The sequence below is a fragment of the Thalassotalea insulae genome (assembly GCF_030161395.1).
Lineage (GTDB): Bacteria > Pseudomonadota > Gammaproteobacteria > Enterobacterales > Alteromonadaceae > Thalassotalea_E > Thalassotalea_E insulae.
Map to the genome: position 1 here is coordinate 2,305,455 of NZ_BSST01000001.1, position 15,563 is coordinate 2,321,017.

A 15,563-nucleotide genomic window follows, 5' to 3' on the forward strand; every position below is an offset into this window, starting at 1 on the left:
AAAATGAAAACATTTAAATCATTGCTATTAACCATCACTAACTCCTTTTACTTGCTTGCCTTGTTAACATTGAGTTTATCTGCAATGGCATCACAATCGGCTAGTGACTATACCACTGGCATGCGTTATAACCTTAACGGTCAATTGACTGGAGTAATTAATCCAGACCCAGATGAGGATGGGCAGCTCAAGTATTTGGCAACACGCAATACTTACAATTCGCGCGGTCTACTAGAAAAGATTGAGCAAGGGGAGCTATCTAGCTGGCAAGATGAAACTATTGCACCCGCTATCTGGTCAGGATTTAGTATAACTTCTCAACAAAACTTTACCTACAACGATAGAGGCTGGAAAGAAACGGAGAGCACATCTTCCTCAAATGGTACTAAACATACGCTAGTACAATATAGTTATGATGATTATGGGCGAGTGCATTGCAAAGCGATTCGGATGAATCCTTCGGTATATGGCTCTTTGCCTGCCAGTGCTTGTACACTAGGAACTGCGGGGGACTTTGGACCGGACAGAATTTTTCGTTATACCTATAATGGCTTTGATCAGGTTTTAACCGAAGAAAGAGCCGTCGGTACTGCCATTGAGCAAACCTATGTTACTAACACATACGATACCAGTGGTCGTCGTAATAGTGTTACTGATGCCAAGGGTAATTACGCGAAACTAACCTATGATGGGCATGGCCGGTTGGAATATTGGTATTTCCCCGATGCCGCCACTATTGGCGGTGGTTCACATAACCCGTTAGATTTTGAAAAATATGTTTATGACGATAATGGTAACCTAAAAGAGTTACATAAACGTAGTGATGATGGTGTTGCGAATACTAAAATCATTAAGTATGACTACGACAATTTAAATCAGCTGATTAAAAAAGACTGGCCTGACACCGCCACCGAAGATGTATATTACACCTATGATTTACGAGGGTTGGAGTTAACGGCGAAATTTGACATTAACGGAGACGGCGATGCCGATGATACAGCCGATACGGGGATAACCAATGTCTTCGATGGCTTTGGCCGCCAAACCAGTAGTACCACTACTATGGGTGGCACGACAAAAACATTAAGCTATCAGTATGACAGTAATAGCAACCGTACCCGTATTACCCACCCTGATAATAAGTATTTTACATATAGCTATGATGGTCTGGATAGGCTGGATGAAGTTTTTGAAGGTGCCAGCACGTCAATATTCACCCAAGTTTATAATAATAAAGGAATACGTAGTGATATTAATCGCGGTGCCAATAACAATACGCATTATGATTATGATGGAATTACTCGATTAAACCTTTTAGAGCATTCATTATTGGGGAACTCGCTGACTCGTTACGACTTTAGCCATAACCCGGCGAGCCAAATAACAACAAAAACCTTATCTAATGAGGCCTTTAATTACGCAGGTGATGATAACTTTATTGGTACCTATGCCGTTAATGGCCTCAATCAGTACACTGGAATTGATAATACGTCATTTTCTCACGACGTTTGGGGTAACTTCACTTCTGATGGTTACACTACTTATACTTATGATGTAGAGAATCGGTTATTAACGGCGACCGGCTCTGATAACGCAACCCTCACTTATGATCCGCGAGGGCGTCTGTTTCAAATAGTTAGTGGCGGTAATACCACACGTTTTCTTTATGATGGCGATGCCCTGGTAGCCGAGTACAATACTAACGGTACTATATTAAAGCGCTATGTTCATGGCAGTGGTGTTGATGAACCTATAGTGATGTACAGCGGTAGTACGGTCAGTAGCGCCAATCGTCAGTATCTGCACAGTGATTATCAAGGCTCTATCGTTGGTATCAGTAATAACAGCGCAGTCATGACCAACATTAACACTTATGACGTTTATGGTATTCCACATGGTAGCAATGTTGGCCGTTTTGGTTATACAGGGCAAATGTATTTGCCTGAACTTGGCTTAAATTACTACAAAGCACGGATTTATCATCCAAAGCTAGGTCGATTCCTGCAAACTGACCCTGTAGGTTATGAAGACCAGATGAATCTTTATGCCTATGTTGGAAATGATCCGATTAATAATGTTGATCCTACGGGGGAATTTTTGCAGTCACTCGTTGGTGGGCTGGTAGGTGGAACTGTTAGTTTAGCCTTAGATCTAATTTCTTCAGGGGGAGATCTGAGTATTCAGCAAGCAATAGGTTCATTTTCAGGGGGAGCAGTAACAGGCGCACTTTTAGCGAATGGCGTTCCGCTAACGGTTGCTAATGGTTTAGGTGCAACTGTAGGAGAAGGAATTACCCAAACTGCAAATGCCGTTTCAGGTAAAGAGGCTAGCTTTGGTAAAGTGGTTACATCTGGTGTTGTGGCTACAGTTGCTGGGAAAGTACCTTCTGTAAAAGTCCCCGGCATAACTAGTGGTACTGGTAATAAAGGTGCATCATTTAAGGGGCAACTGACAAAAATGGCAAATGGTCAAACCAAAAATGTTACTAGTAAGACATTGAGCAATGGTGTCCAATCTGGTGTCGTTGGTGGTCTAGGCCAGCAAGCAACGAAAGAAGTTGTAAATGGAGGCGTAGGCGACAAGGTTTCTCAAGGCATTGACGATAGAATGGGTAAGTGTTTACCAGCCAATCCACATTGTTAACTACATTAAGAAAACCGAGATTATTATGACGAAACGTGAGTTGGCTTTTTATTTAATTGATTTTCCCAGAAGCTTTTTCAAAACCTTCTGGAGGACATTAATTTTTACTTTAGTCTTTGCTGTTTTAGAGTTTTTAGAAGAATACTTTTTCGGCAGTAGCACTGAAATAGCTATAAAAAGCTCAATAGAATTTTCTATTAAAGTATTCTTTCCGCTTCTCTCTATATTCTTTTTGATGATTTTAATTCCTCGAATTAGCTCTCAGAGAAAGTTTTTTAAGGCGAAAGATGACAATGAAGTGATTCTCAAGAAACTCTATTCTGACTGGTTAAATCAAAGTTAGTTTTGGTCATAATTGAATCCAAAACCTCGCTATTCGAGGCTAGGATTCAACTATCGAGATCAAATAGCTTTGCTCTCAAATCCAAAACCAGCGGAAGCTGGTTTTGTTTTTTTGGTTCAATGAAAATAGTCGTTTGGTGCCAAATTCAATTGGGTGATTTGCTCAGGCGAAAATCCGTGCCGAAGAAGTTCAAAATCTTTCATCTGCACTTCTGCTTTTTTGCCTTCGCCAATAACTTGATAAAGGCTATCGCTAGCGGTTTTGATTAATTGATTGTTAGGTGAAATTTTCACTATTCTTGATGTGCTAATGTAAGAATTTGTTGCGAATCGGTACGTCATGTCATCGACACATATACCCCATAAAATTTTCCCGATCATTTCTTCACCATCAAAAATTGAAACGATGCGCCAGTCTTTAACAATAGTCTTCATGATCAAAGCTCCGTAAAAATTTTAAGGTGATCATAGAAAAATAGCTTTTAAAAAGATAACGAAAGCGAAAAATAAATGGGGTCAGAGTTAATTTCTGGCCGTCTTAATAATAAATGGGGTCAGAGTTAGTTTCTCAATAAATGGGGTCAGGGTTAATTTCTGGCCCTTTTAAAAAATCAAAAAGGGCTGAACCATTGATTTTAACTTACACTGCCCTAGTTGAACCTTGCTGAAAATACGGCAGTGTGGCACCACCAAGTTCATTTTTGAATTTACCGGGAATCAAAAGGGTCAAATCAAAAGGGTCAGATCCGATTGAAAAGTCTAATTTGGCCTTTTGATATAACATCTGCTTAACTTATTAGGAATCAAAAGGGTCAAGGAATCAAAAGGGTCAGATCCGATTGAAAAGTCTAATTTGGCCTTTTGATATAACATCTGCTTAACTTATTAGACGAGTATATTGTTTAAGGATGAACAATGGCACGTCTTTCAAGGCTAAATTTAGCTAATATTCCGCAACACGTTATTCAACGGGGCAATAATCGCAGTGCCTGCTTTTTTGCTGAAGCCGATTATTGATCTGCTTTAATCAAACAGGACACTTTAATAATGGAATATAATCCAATTATTGAAGTGTTAAATGACAAAACGAATAAACAGAAGTTACACGGCTGAATTTAAACAAGAAGCCGTCGCATTAGTAACCGAACAAGGCTACAGCGTACCAAAGGCCGCCGCATCTTTGGGTATCACGGATAAATTACTTTATAACTGGAAAGCCAAGCTTGAAGCAGAGCAATCAGGTGCTAGTTTAAATGCCGATGAGCGGGCTGAACTGCTGAGGTTACGCAAGGAAAATAGAGAGCTAAGGATGGAAAAAGAGATATTAAAAAAGGCCAGCGCCCTCCTGCTAAAGGAAACCAAGTAACGTACAAAACGATAAAGCAGCTATCTTCTGCATTTCCAGTAGTTAAACTCTGCCAGATTATGAATATCAGCCGCTCTGCGTATTACGCTTGGCTCAAACGGCCAGCTAAAATCATCACAGCAGAGCAACTGAACTTATATCGAAAGGCAAAGTACTTCTTCGAGAAAAGTAGAAATAGCTTGGGTTATCGTGAGCTTAGAAAGAAGTTACGCAGAGAGGGCTTTAATGTCAGTGATTATGGCGTTCAAAAGTTAATGGCAACACTTGGCTTAGTTGTTACTCAACGAGTGGCCTACAAGGTAACAACTAAGCGTAAGCACAGTGATGCTGTTGCTGATAATTTGTTGAACCAGAACTTTAACCCTGTCGCTCCAAATCAAGTGTGGGCTGGTGACGTAACGTATTTGAGGATTGGTGAAGGTTGGATGTATCTAGCCATTGTTATGGATTTATATTCTCGTCGTATCGTTGGTTGGCATATTGATAAGCGCATGACGACTGATTTGGTAAGTAAAGCGATGATTAAAGCCTATAACTTACGCCAACCACCAAAGGGGCTAGTGTTTCACTCGGATAGAGGTTCACAATATACCAGTAAGCGATATCGTCATTTACTGACAAATTATGGTATCAGATCCAGTATGGGCGATGTTGGTGCGTGTTGGGATAATGCGGTTGTTGAACGATTCTTCGGCAGCCTAAAACATGACTGGTTACTGAAAGTGCCACAACCGACTCGTAATCATATGAGAAATGATGTAACGGCGTATATGCGCTATTACAACTTAGAACGACTTCATTCAGCTAATGGTGATCTGTCGCCAATAGATTATGAACAAAATTCCTTAAGAAAAGTGTCCTGAATTAGTTGCGCAGAACATTATCTGATTCAAGGTAAAGTTCAAAGCAATTGTTAAAAGTTACAAATATTTACAATCATATAACTTTCAGTATACTAGGCCTAATTTTTGGAATGCCCTAGTTTTCAAGGAAGATAATGCGATTACTTATAAAAGTGTTATTGCTTACATTGTTGGCAGTTAATTCATTTTATTCCCAAGCTCGAGAATATCACCCACCTTTTACGCCGCAAAGAGTCATCGTTGCCGATGGTCATTTGCAAATTGTTATGCTGGATAGTGTTACGATTTCTGGCTGCACTGCGACTAAAACAGTTTCCTTGCTTGATGCAGATAAATATTTTGATAGTTTTCTCTCCCTCGCCACAAAGGCTTTTATAGCAGGTAAAAAACTCAATGTTGCTGTTGCTACATGTGATGGCAATGTTTGGCCAATCATTAAAGTCATGATGTTACAGCATTAGAAACCATTAATTCAGGGAAATAGTATGAATAAAGCATTGTATTTAAGCGCTGTTATTGGAATATTCTCGGGAAATGTAATAGCTGAGAATGGCTATAGTGCCGGGCATACGATAAATAAATTGTACATCCAAAATGATGGCTATGTGTCGTTTGGTACCGATAAACCAGTAACGGATAGCTGTAATTATTTTGGTTATCAGTTTACTTTTGACACTACAACTGAAGCGGGAAAGAGTAAATTAAGTTTGTTGTTGGCGGCTAAAATGGCGGAAAAGAAGGTTAATCTTTGGTATCGAGCGTCAACTACTCCTGGTACAGATCAAAATAATGGTTGCACTAGAAATACCATGGCGTTGGTTTATAGCGTTGGTCTAGATTAAATTTTATTCGTTAACAAATCATACTCATTAAATATAGGTAAAAAATGAAAACATTATTAACAGCGTTGATTTTTTTCTTTGTCAATACACAAGTTGTGGCCGGTGACGGCTCTGGGTTAATAACAAGAATTTATGTTCATGATGGTGCCGGTACAAAAGCGCCTGTGGTGATGTTTAATGTTGAAACACATACGGGCCAACCTGAGTGCTCCAGTCATGAATGGGCATTTGAATTAGAAACTGAGGTGGGTAAGGCCATGTATGCATTATTGCTTTCAGCGGCCAGCCAAAATAAGCCTGTGGTGGTAAAAGGCGCCAATCATTGTAATGCCTGGGGTGATAGAGAACATCCTTATTGGATAAGCCTTGCTTTTAATTAAGTACTTAGGCCCTTATTAGCTACTTCACCACTTTTTACAAAATAAAAAGGTAATCCGCCAAGCATTTTGTCTGGCTTTAAATTTCAGGGAATAAAAATGAGTAAACCATCATTGCTATCTTGTGTTAAATCATTGTTAGGGGGGGGGTTAACGCTCACAATGTTAACAGCTAATGCCAGTCAATGGATTCCTATATCAGTTAATGGTATTACTATTTTTATTCCCGGGCAGGTAGAAGCTGTTGCCGACAGTATTACTATTAATGAAGATGTGACAACAGAAATAGATGTTTTATCAAATGATGTTAATTTGAGTGGTACCGATAATACACTATATGTCAGCAAAATATTTTCAGGTACTAAGGCGACCAAGGGCACGGTGACTAAAATAACTAATGCCCAAGGGGTTGAAGTGGCCTCTTACCAACCTCCGTTAAATTATTTTGGTAAAGATTATTTTACCTATTCGGTAACTAACAGCTATGGCTCCAGTTCAACAACCGAAGTTGAGATAACAATAAACTCTGTGAATGACGCGCCAGCATTTCCAAGCAATATTTCTCTCTATTACCGCACTTTCAAGCCTGAGGATATCAATAATTTGGTCATCGAACTGCCAACCATGGATGAAAGTACCGATGTTGATAATAATATGTCAGAACTGACAGTCAAAATTAGGATTGACTACGCTGAAAACTGGGACTACGTGGGAAATTACAGTCTGAAAGATGGTAATGGCAATACAAAACCGGGAGTTGTCTTTTTTATGCCGACTAGTGAGAAAATATTCAACACTAATGCACATCTATCTTATAGCGTGACAGATCCTAGTGGCGCTACTGTTAACCATTTTATTAATTTGATGGAAGATAGCTCGGTAAGCTACGTCCCAACCTCTCCTGATGTGGCTGATACCTATGAAAATCAGTCCGTTACTATTGATGTGACCAGTAACGATTCAAAGCAATCAGTGCCTGTCGAAATACACTCCTCACCGGCAAATGGCACTGTTTCTGTAAATAGTGCGAATAACTCAATTGTTTATACCCCAAATAATGGATTTATCGGAATAGAAAGCTTTGCTTATAAGCTTAACAATAGCACTTATGTTTCTAGCGAAACGGTTGTTACGGTTAATGTATTACCGGTTACCAATACTCCTATAGTTAACCGATTTGAATGGGTGCCTGCTGTTGTTCAAACGGGCGAAAACACTACTTTTTACTGGGATATCAGTAATGTCGAACATTGCCGTTCGGTATCCATTGGCTCTAATACTGAGGCTGTTAGGGCTCCTGCAGGTCATGTAGGACCTTATGTCTATAACACTGAAGAAGTGCATGAAACTAAATGGTATTGCGTTGACTTAAATGGCAATCGTTTTCCAGCTGATGAGAATGAGTTTATTACTGCAACACGTACTGTGGTAAAAACTATGCCCGACAAAAAAATATTAGATATCCATACAGACTTGCTAGGTACCCCTTGAGGCAGAAATCGATGCTAATAGAGCAATTAACTAATGAAAAACATTCAATGCATTTAATAAACAATATGTTAACATCAGCAATACATAGATTTAATTCAACATTGCCTTTGGCATTAGAAAATAAAAACAACAAGGACTCAGGGATGAACAATAAGAAGACTCGATTCTTATCCTATCTGACTCATGGCTTTTTCGGCACTTTATTAACAACGGGTATTTTCCCCGCTTATGCTAATAATACGGTAACCACATTAGATGTTGAAAATGCCATGACGGTGTTTTCGACCTCTGAAGCTAAAACCCATAGCCTGCCAAGCTGTATTTCATCAGGTAATGAGCAGAAGTGGGCATCGTTACTCAGTGCAGACTTTAGCACGTTTGATTTCTTGTCTATTGCCAAACGCAGTCAGCAACCGGTTGAAGTGATTAGTAGCAATTCCTGTGAGAGCGGCGTAGAAGCGATAGATAAGGTTTATATTAATTATCCCTATACAGAATCTGTTGTGCCCAAGGTGGCATCTAACGTCAACTTTATTGCTCGTACACAAGTAACAATGGCTGAGGGAGAGGCGGCTCCAACGGTAGCGTTTGAATTAACTGGTAGAGGGATTAAAACAGTTACCGAGCCAGATAGCGCAGGTTTATATTTTGCTGATTTTGGTGAATTGACAGAAGGTCGTTATACCTTAATTACCCGAGTAACCTCGAGTGATGCTAGTGAAACGGTCGAACAGCATGCGGTTTTTGACGTTGAGCACGTTAATATCACCGATGTTTATCAACAGGGCGATACTTTATATCTTCAGCTTCCGGCGACCCATGGTAGTCAGTATATCTCATTAGTACCTAACTCTGATGGCAGTTATACGGTTACTACCTTAGATGAGGCGCAATGGAATAGTTTATTTGCTCAATTGACGTTAACCGATTATCAAATCGATTTTGGTGATTTCTCTGGTGATAGCAGTCAGGATTTCTTATTAACCAGTACTAGTGGTCAAACCATTACTATCGCCCAGTCCACAGACGGTTATGTTGATGCAACAATCATTGAAGAACCGGCAAACCCAGAATCGCCGACTGCGCCAGCATTGGCAAGTGCGCCAACTTCGGGAGCAGTGGGTGAAACGATTGGTGTGCTTACTCCGGGTGAATTCAGAGTTGATGAATCAGGTGCTGCAACCTATTCAATACCACTAAGTTTACCTCAGGGTATTGCCGGAGTAACGCCTTCGGTTTCGTTAAATTACAGCTCAGCTGGTGGTAATGGCCCATTAGGAAAAGGCTGGAATATCGGTGGACAGTCTGCGATAACCCGTTGTCGTCAAGTATTTGAACAAGACGGTGTAAATCATTCACTGACATTAACAAACGATGATCGTTTCTGTTTAAATGGCCAAAAGCTATTGAAAGTAAGTACCGGGGATTATGGGGAAAACACTACAGAATATAGAACAGAAATTGATAGTCAAACTCGGGTAATATCGTATGGCTCAGCTGGCAATGGGCCAGCATATTTTACTGTCGAAAGAGCAGATGGTTCAATTAGTTATTATGGTAACAGTGATATCAAAGAAAGCCGTAGCGACAGTTATCAATCAACAGGTGATGGCACTATCATTGTTTGGAACTTATCCAGCGTCAGTGATAATTTAGAGAAATCAGGTAATTCTATTTATTACTATTATCAGACGGGTACAGCAAGCAGCAGTGATATTGGTGAAAATGAGCAAGTCTTAACCTCAATAGTATATAGTGGTAATGAAATTGAATTTGATTATAAAGATAATTCGTCACGCCAAGATATACCATTTGGCTTTGTTTCCGGTAAGGAAGTAACGCGTAAAGCGCAGCTAGATAAAATCATTATCAGAAATCATAGCAGTGAAGAAATCAGGCGCTATGTTTTAGGCTATGAAACAGATCCTTATACTGCTATCGAACGTATCAATAAAATACAGGAATGTGTCGATTCATCTTGTATACCTGCTGCGACGGAATTTACATGGTATGACGAAAATGCCAAGGATGTCACGAATCGCTATGGCATTAATAATTCGCGCCAACTACAAGATAATACGATTGTAGCTTCTCAGCCGTTTGACTTAAATGGTGATGGTTTTAACGATTTAGTTTATGTTGTAAAAGTCTCTGGCCACTATGAAATGAATGTCAGTTACAATAATCGGGGGACATTTCAAGAATCGATCCAGTTAGATTCATTTAGTATTGAAGACAATCAGGATATTAAAATTTACCCGGTTGATTTTGATGGTGACAGCCATGTAGAAATTGTTTACTACAAGGCATATGCGGGAAAAAATTATTGGTACGTTTATGATCTTGACGATCCTACTATTTCTGTTATTGAAAATGAGCGAACCGGGAGAAGTTACACATCATCTAGTTTTGACAAAAACCTGAATATCAATACGTCAGATACCGGCACCGATGTACTGTTCCATGATATTAATGCTGATGCACTACCTGATATGCTCTTTCATTACAATAACAGTACTAAGATAGCACAGAATGTAGGTGGCTTATTAGCAAGTGCTAAGTCAGTATCACTTCCTGTTAGCCAACCAGTATCAACTAAAACTTGTAGTGATTCGAATTATAGTGGTTTTTGTTTTCATAATAGTTCACGCGTCAATCTTTTTCCTACAAATATAGCTCCTGGCGATTTTAATGGTGATGGTGTTGCCGATATCGCTGTTCGTATTGCCGATGTTTACAGTGATTTAAATCAAAAATGGACATTTACGTATTTGTATTGGCAAGCTTATACCTTGCAAGAACAAGATGGCGAATTTAGCTATGTTGCTTTAGATAAGGTTTCTGATAGTTATCAAAAGCTGAACAGTGATGATGATGAATTTGTTCATGTTGGAGATTTAAACGGTGATGGTTTAGGAGATTTGATCTATCAACGAAATACCAGTATTTACCATTTGTATTTTGGAACAGGTATTGGTTTTCATCGAGCAACATTAGTGATGAGGGACTCTAATGGTAACCTTCTTTCACCAGATGATGTTACCAGTACACAAATTATTGATGTGAATAAAGATGGACAGAGTGATTTTATTTATTTCAGTAAAACAGATAAAAAGTGGTTAGTTAAATATCAAGATAATGGGTCTTTTGAAGACGCTGAAACTATTGCAAATGAATCTGACTATAAAGAAAGTGAAGATTCTGTGATGTTGGGTGACTGGGATGCTGATGGATATATTGATATTGGCCATATAGATTTCGATGATAGAGTTTTTTATTATCGAAAAACCAGAGTCGCAGACATAACGCCAGGCAATACCATTTATAAAATTACCAATGGTTTTGGCCTAGAAACAACAATTGACTACGAACAATTAACAGACACAAGTGTCTATACCAAAGGTCAAGGTGCAGAAGATCTGGATTATGGTAGAGGCTCACCTGTTTTTGATATCATATCTCCGCAGTTTGTTGTCAGTCAGGTGACATCAGATGCGCCAAGTTATGTCAATGATACCTTTGATAGTAGCAATACGGTTAGCGTCAGTTATCGGTATGAAGCATTAAGAGCTCAGGCTGGCGGTCGTGGTATGTTGGGCTTTGAAAAGCTTATGACTACTGACAACCAAACAAGAGTGACAACAACTACCAGTTACCATCAGGATTTCCCCTATATTGGTATGCCAAAAGATACCTTGGTACAAAACGACGCAGGTGATACCTTATCTTATGCTGTTAATAGCTGGCAGCAGAAATCACTGCATGGTGGTGTTGTAGTTTATCCTTACTTACGAACATCTACTGAAAATAACTATAGTGTTAATTCAGGTAATAGCGTAACACAAGTGAGTAAAGTGGTTACTACCAACTCTTATGGTTTGTATGGTGATTCCAATGATAACCATGCCAATTTAACTAAAGTAGTGGTTGATACCTATGAAGGAACTAGCACTACTGCATTGAGTACAGTGACAACGGATAATGTCTATGATGTTGATGATGAGCCAAAATGGTGGTTAGGGCGTATCACTAATGCGACAGTTACTCATGAACGTATTGATGATCGCACCGATGCTCCTGTAATACCGGATATTGTACGCAGTTCCAGCTTTGGTTATTACGCAGCAAACCATGCTAATGAAGGGATGCTGAAAACCGAAAGTGTGAACGGCCTAACGACATTGCATTGTTATGATGACTGGGGCAATGAAACTACTACCATTAGTCATGCCAATGTAGGGGCTATTGATTGTAGTAGTGTTAATGTAACGACTGAGGATGACATTACCAAAGTATTCCGTCGTAAGGTTACTGAATATGATAGCAATGGTCGTTTTGTTGTCTCTCAAGGCAATGATAAATTTGCCAGTTTAACAACGATTAATGCTCGCAACGGTTATGGGCAACCGACACAAACCACAGACATTAATGGCGTAAAAACCAATATCGATTATGATACTTTCGGTCGACAATATTTCACCAGCAACAGCTTAGGACAAAAATCTGTTGTCTCCAGGTCGTCAGATACTACCTCTTTCAGTGGCTCTTATTATGTTGAAACCGTAACCAGTAACGGCAAACCGACGGTTAAAACTTACTTTAATAAGTTAGGGCAAAAAATTGCGGTGAAAAAGCAGGCGTTTGATGGTCAGTGGATTGTCAGCGAGTCGCATTATGACCAGCATGGCAGAGTCATTAGTCAGTCAACCCCTGCATTCGCTAATGCACAAACTTGGGATAGTTTTACTTATGATATTTATGGTCGTATAACTGACTCAAGTCTAGCCAGTGGTGTGACAACAGAAGTTGATTACAGCGGTTTATCGGTTACTACCACGGTTAACCCAAATGATAATGAAGCACAAACACAGGTTAAAACCGAAACCAAGAATGCCTTGGGTGAACTGACGTCAGTTGAAGACAATGCAGCTACTAATGCTGGCAGCACCATTCGTTATTATTACAATGCTACCGGTAATTTGACCAAAGTCATTGGCATCGATAACGTAGAGATTGTCACTGGTTACGACAATTATGGTCGTAAAACCAGCATGAATGACCCAGATAAAGGCGTATGGAGTTATCAGCATAACGCGTTGGGTGAATTGGTATTACAGTCTTCAGCACGCGGTTATACCACGCGAAATTATCGTGATAGTGTTGGCCGTATGAAGACCAAGCAAACGCGTGATGGTACAGACGACAACAGCCCGATAGTTGATACCATTGACTATGTTTATGATGAGCACAGGCTAAGCACTGAAAGCCATAATTCTCAGGTTAAGTCGTATTTCTATGACAGTTTTGGCCGAGCCAATAAGGTACAAACCTTAATTGATAACACCACTACTTATACCCAGCAAACCACTTTTGACCAATATGGCAGGGTGTTCCAGCAATTTGACCCTGCGCAAGGGTTTAATGGTTGCTTTAATAGCAGTGGTTCAGTGGTTGGCAGTTGCCGTGGTATTCAAAACCACTACAACACTAGAGGTTATCTGTATAAACAAACGGAAGCACGCGATAGTGCTAATGGACTTGTTTATCAGCAAATCACTGAAATGGATGCCTTAGGCAATGTGAAACGTTTTAGTCAAAATAATGGTGCCATTGCATCGATTAAAGATTACGACACAGTAACTGGCTTTTTAAAAACGATTACCGCCGAAAGTAATGGTGTTAGCATTCAGGATAATGTCTATACCTTTGACGCCTTAGGTAATTTACGTAGCCGTACCAATAATACCTTAAAAGCAGGCACCTTAGGCCAGTCAGAAAGCTTTGGTTATGACGACGTTAACCGTTTAACCACAGTTAATGGTACTGAAGTAGTCAGCTACTATGAAAACGGTAATATTAAATGGAAACAAGGGTTAGGGCATTATTGTTATGCGGGCACTGGTCCTCATGCTGTAACCGGTATTGGCAGCGGTGAAAATTGCTCCGTTAATGAATACCAGTATGACGATAACGGTAATATGACCTCAGGCCGCGGCCGTAGCATTCAATACAGCTATTTTGACAAGGCAAGCCGTATTGAAAACACGCAGGATAACAGTGTTACCTTCTTTAGTTACGGCACCAATAACAGTCGTTATAAGCGGGTGACAACGGAAATGGTAGACGGCCAGCAGGTGACTACCACCACTTACTATGTGGGTAATGTCGAAGTGATCAGCAAGTCTAACACTAATGTAGTGACGACCCGCCGTAGCCTGCCGGGAGCAATTGAGCTTAGACGCAGTAATGGCACCCAGGAAATCAACTACCTGTTAACCGATCATTTGGGCAGTATTGATACCATTGCCGATGTCGACGGCAATATCAAAGAGAAGCTTTATTTTGATGTCTGGGGTAAGAAAACGGTTGTTGATAGTGCCAATGTCATTGACACCCTAAACAGCTTTACTACGTTAACTCTGGCACAAGCACTGGATCTGACGACCCGGGGTTATACCGGTCATGAATCAGTAGATCATGCCGATATCATTCATATGAACGGTCGGATCTACGATCCAACGTTGGGTCGATTCCTTCAGGCTGATCCTATTATCCAAGCACCAAGCGATTCACAAAGCTATAACCGCTATGCTTATGTGAGAAACAACCCTCTGACATTAACAGATCCAAGTGGTTACAGTTGGTGGAGTAAAACATGGAAAAAAATACGACCTTACGTGGGGCTAATAGTAGCAGCCATAGGCACTTATATCTGTGGTGGAAATGTACAATGTGGGCAAGCGGGGTACGCTCTTGTCGGTGCCGCATCTGGTGCAGCAGGAGCTGCTGCTAATGGTGGAAACGTATTTACTGGGGCGTTGAGGGGGGCCTTCACTGCGATGGCCTTCTATCAAGTTGGTGAAGCATTTTCACAGGCAAATTGTCAATCTTGCTTTAGTGGGGGTGAGTTAACTACCGCTGCAACAGTTGGAAAAATAGCTGCTCACGCTATGGTGGGAGGGATCACAAGCGTACTGCAAGGAGGTAAGTTTGGTCATGGCTTCTTAGCTGCTGGTGTTGCACAAGGATTTGCGAAGAGTATCAATGGCATTAGCTCAGCTAGATTCAGTTTAGGTCGAATTATGGCTGCGGCAGTTGTTGGTGGTACAGTTTCTAAATTGACAGGTGGAAAATTTGCCAATGGTGCAACGACGGGAGCTTTCTCTAGGATGTTTAACGATGAGGCTCATTACCTCTCGAATCGAAAAGCGGCTTTGCAACATGCTTTAGCTCAAAGTAAGAAAGTAAGAGATTTTTACAATTCGGGTGAAATTGATAGTGAATTTGCTAATGAAGATGTTGGTGCTTATGTACAATATAGTAAAGATGGCTATGTGGTCTCGAAACCAAGCATCAATTACGCTAAAGGTCTTCAGCATAATGGAGGTTTATTTGCCAGTTGTATTGAATGTGCGCAAGGTTCTGAAAATATGGCAGCATTAGTTATAGCAAGCAAACCGGGTACGACACTTGAGGTTATAAACAGCAGATATCAATACTACGAAGCCCTAGCGGCAGATTTAGATGCAAGTGTTTTTGTACAAGCTTATAATTCAACTAATATCGTAGAATTTGTTAGGCCAAATAGCATTTCTGAAAATTGGAATTATTCTTCAGCAAAAGAACTTTTTGAGTAAAC

The 15,563-nt window shown here is 40.1% G+C and carries 9 protein-coding genes and 1 pseudogene; 9 read left to right on the plus strand and 1 reads right to left on the minus strand.

Going from position 1 to position 15,563, the window contains the following annotated elements; translation table 11 throughout:
- Positions 1 to 3: 3 nt before the first annotated feature.
- Together QQK06_RS10505 and QQK06_RS10510 are read left to right on the plus strand one after the other, a co-directional pair.
- Positions 4 to 2,643, plus strand: a complete 2,640-nt coding sequence (locus QQK06_RS10505) for an RHS repeat-associated core domain-containing protein (RefSeq protein WP_284244614.1) — start codon at positions 4 to 6, stop codon at positions 2,641 to 2,643.
- A gap of 25 nt (positions 2,644 to 2,668) precedes the next feature.
- Positions 2,669 to 2,986, plus strand: coding sequence for a hypothetical protein (locus QQK06_RS10510; protein WP_218532814.1), 318 nt, complete (start codon positions 2,669 to 2,671; stop codon positions 2,984 to 2,986).
- Positions 2,987 to 3,102: 116 nt separating this feature from the next.
- Here QQK06_RS10510 and QQK06_RS10515 read toward each other — a convergent pair whose 3' ends face one another.
- On the minus strand, positions 3,103 to 3,420 hold the full coding sequence (locus QQK06_RS10515) for a hypothetical protein (protein WP_284244616.1): 318 nt from the start codon (positions 3,418 to 3,420) through the stop codon (positions 3,103 to 3,105).
- Between the two features lie 480 nt (positions 3,421 to 3,900).
- Here QQK06_RS10515 and QQK06_RS10520 point away from each other — a divergent pair.
- From QQK06_RS10520 to QQK06_RS10550, 7 genes and pseudogenes are all read left to right on the plus strand, one after another.
- A pseudogene (locus QQK06_RS10520) lies at positions 3,901 to 3,999 on the plus strand (transposase); the annotation flags it as partial.
- Positions 4,000 to 4,063: 64 nt separating this feature from the next.
- A protein-coding gene (locus tag QQK06_RS10525; RefSeq protein WP_284244617.1) for an IS3 family transposase occupies positions 4,064 to 5,214 on the plus strand; the annotation gives its coding sequence in 2 pieces (ribosomal slippage) (positions 4,064 to 4,340 and positions 4,340 to 5,214; 1,152 coding nt in all).
- A 134-nt stretch (positions 5,215 to 5,348) separates the two neighbouring features.
- Complete coding sequence (locus QQK06_RS10530) at positions 5,349 to 5,675, plus strand: hypothetical protein (RefSeq protein ID WP_284244618.1); 327 nt, start codon at positions 5,349 to 5,351, stop codon at positions 5,673 to 5,675.
- A gap of 24 nt (positions 5,676 to 5,699) precedes the next feature.
- A complete protein-coding gene (locus QQK06_RS10535) occupies positions 5,700 to 6,056 on the plus strand; it encodes a hypothetical protein (protein WP_284244620.1) in 357 nt (118 codons plus the stop codon).
- A gap of 44 nt (positions 6,057 to 6,100) precedes the next feature.
- Entirely contained in the window at positions 6,101 to 6,436 is a 336-nt protein-coding gene (locus QQK06_RS10540) for a hypothetical protein (protein WP_284244621.1), read from the plus strand.
- A gap of 96 nt (positions 6,437 to 6,532) precedes the next feature.
- On the plus strand, positions 6,533 to 7,924 hold the full coding sequence (locus tag QQK06_RS10545) for an Ig-like domain-containing protein (protein ID WP_284244623.1): 1,392 nt from the start codon (positions 6,533 to 6,535) through the stop codon (positions 7,922 to 7,924).
- A 143-nt stretch (positions 7,925 to 8,067) separates the two neighbouring features.
- The gene (locus QQK06_RS10550) at positions 8,068 to 15,561 is read left to right on the plus strand and encodes an FG-GAP-like repeat-containing protein (RefSeq protein WP_284244624.1); all 7,494 of its coding nucleotides are present in this window, start codon (positions 8,068 to 8,070) and stop codon (positions 15,559 to 15,561) included.
- Positions 15,562 to 15,563 lie beyond the last annotated feature (2 nt).

Coding starts and splice junctions, on each gene's coding strand:
- QQK06_RS10535 (WP_284244620.1), top strand. CDS start 5,700: ATGAATAAAGCATTGTATTTAAGCGCTGTTATTGGAATATTCTCGGGA.
- QQK06_RS10545 (WP_284244623.1), top strand. CDS start 6,533: ATGAGTAAACCATCATTGCTATCTTGTGTTAAATCATTGTTAGGGGGG.
- QQK06_RS10510 (WP_218532814.1), top strand. CDS start 2,669: ATGACGAAACGTGAGTTGGCTTTTTATTTAATTGATTTTCCCAGAAGC.
- QQK06_RS10505 (WP_284244614.1), top strand. CDS start 4: ATGAAAACATTTAAATCATTGCTATTAACCATCACTAACTCCTTTTAC.
- QQK06_RS10550 (WP_284244624.1), top strand. CDS start 8,068: ATGAACAATAAGAAGACTCGATTCTTATCCTATCTGACTCATGGCTTT.
- QQK06_RS10540 (WP_284244621.1), top strand. CDS start 6,101: ATGAAAACATTATTAACAGCGTTGATTTTTTTCTTTGTCAATACACAA.
- QQK06_RS10530 (WP_284244618.1), top strand. CDS start 5,349: ATGCGATTACTTATAAAAGTGTTATTGCTTACATTGTTGGCAGTTAAT.
- QQK06_RS10515 (WP_284244616.1), bottom strand. CDS start 3,420: ATGAAGACTATTGTTAAAGACTGGCGCATCGTTTCAATTTTTGATGGT.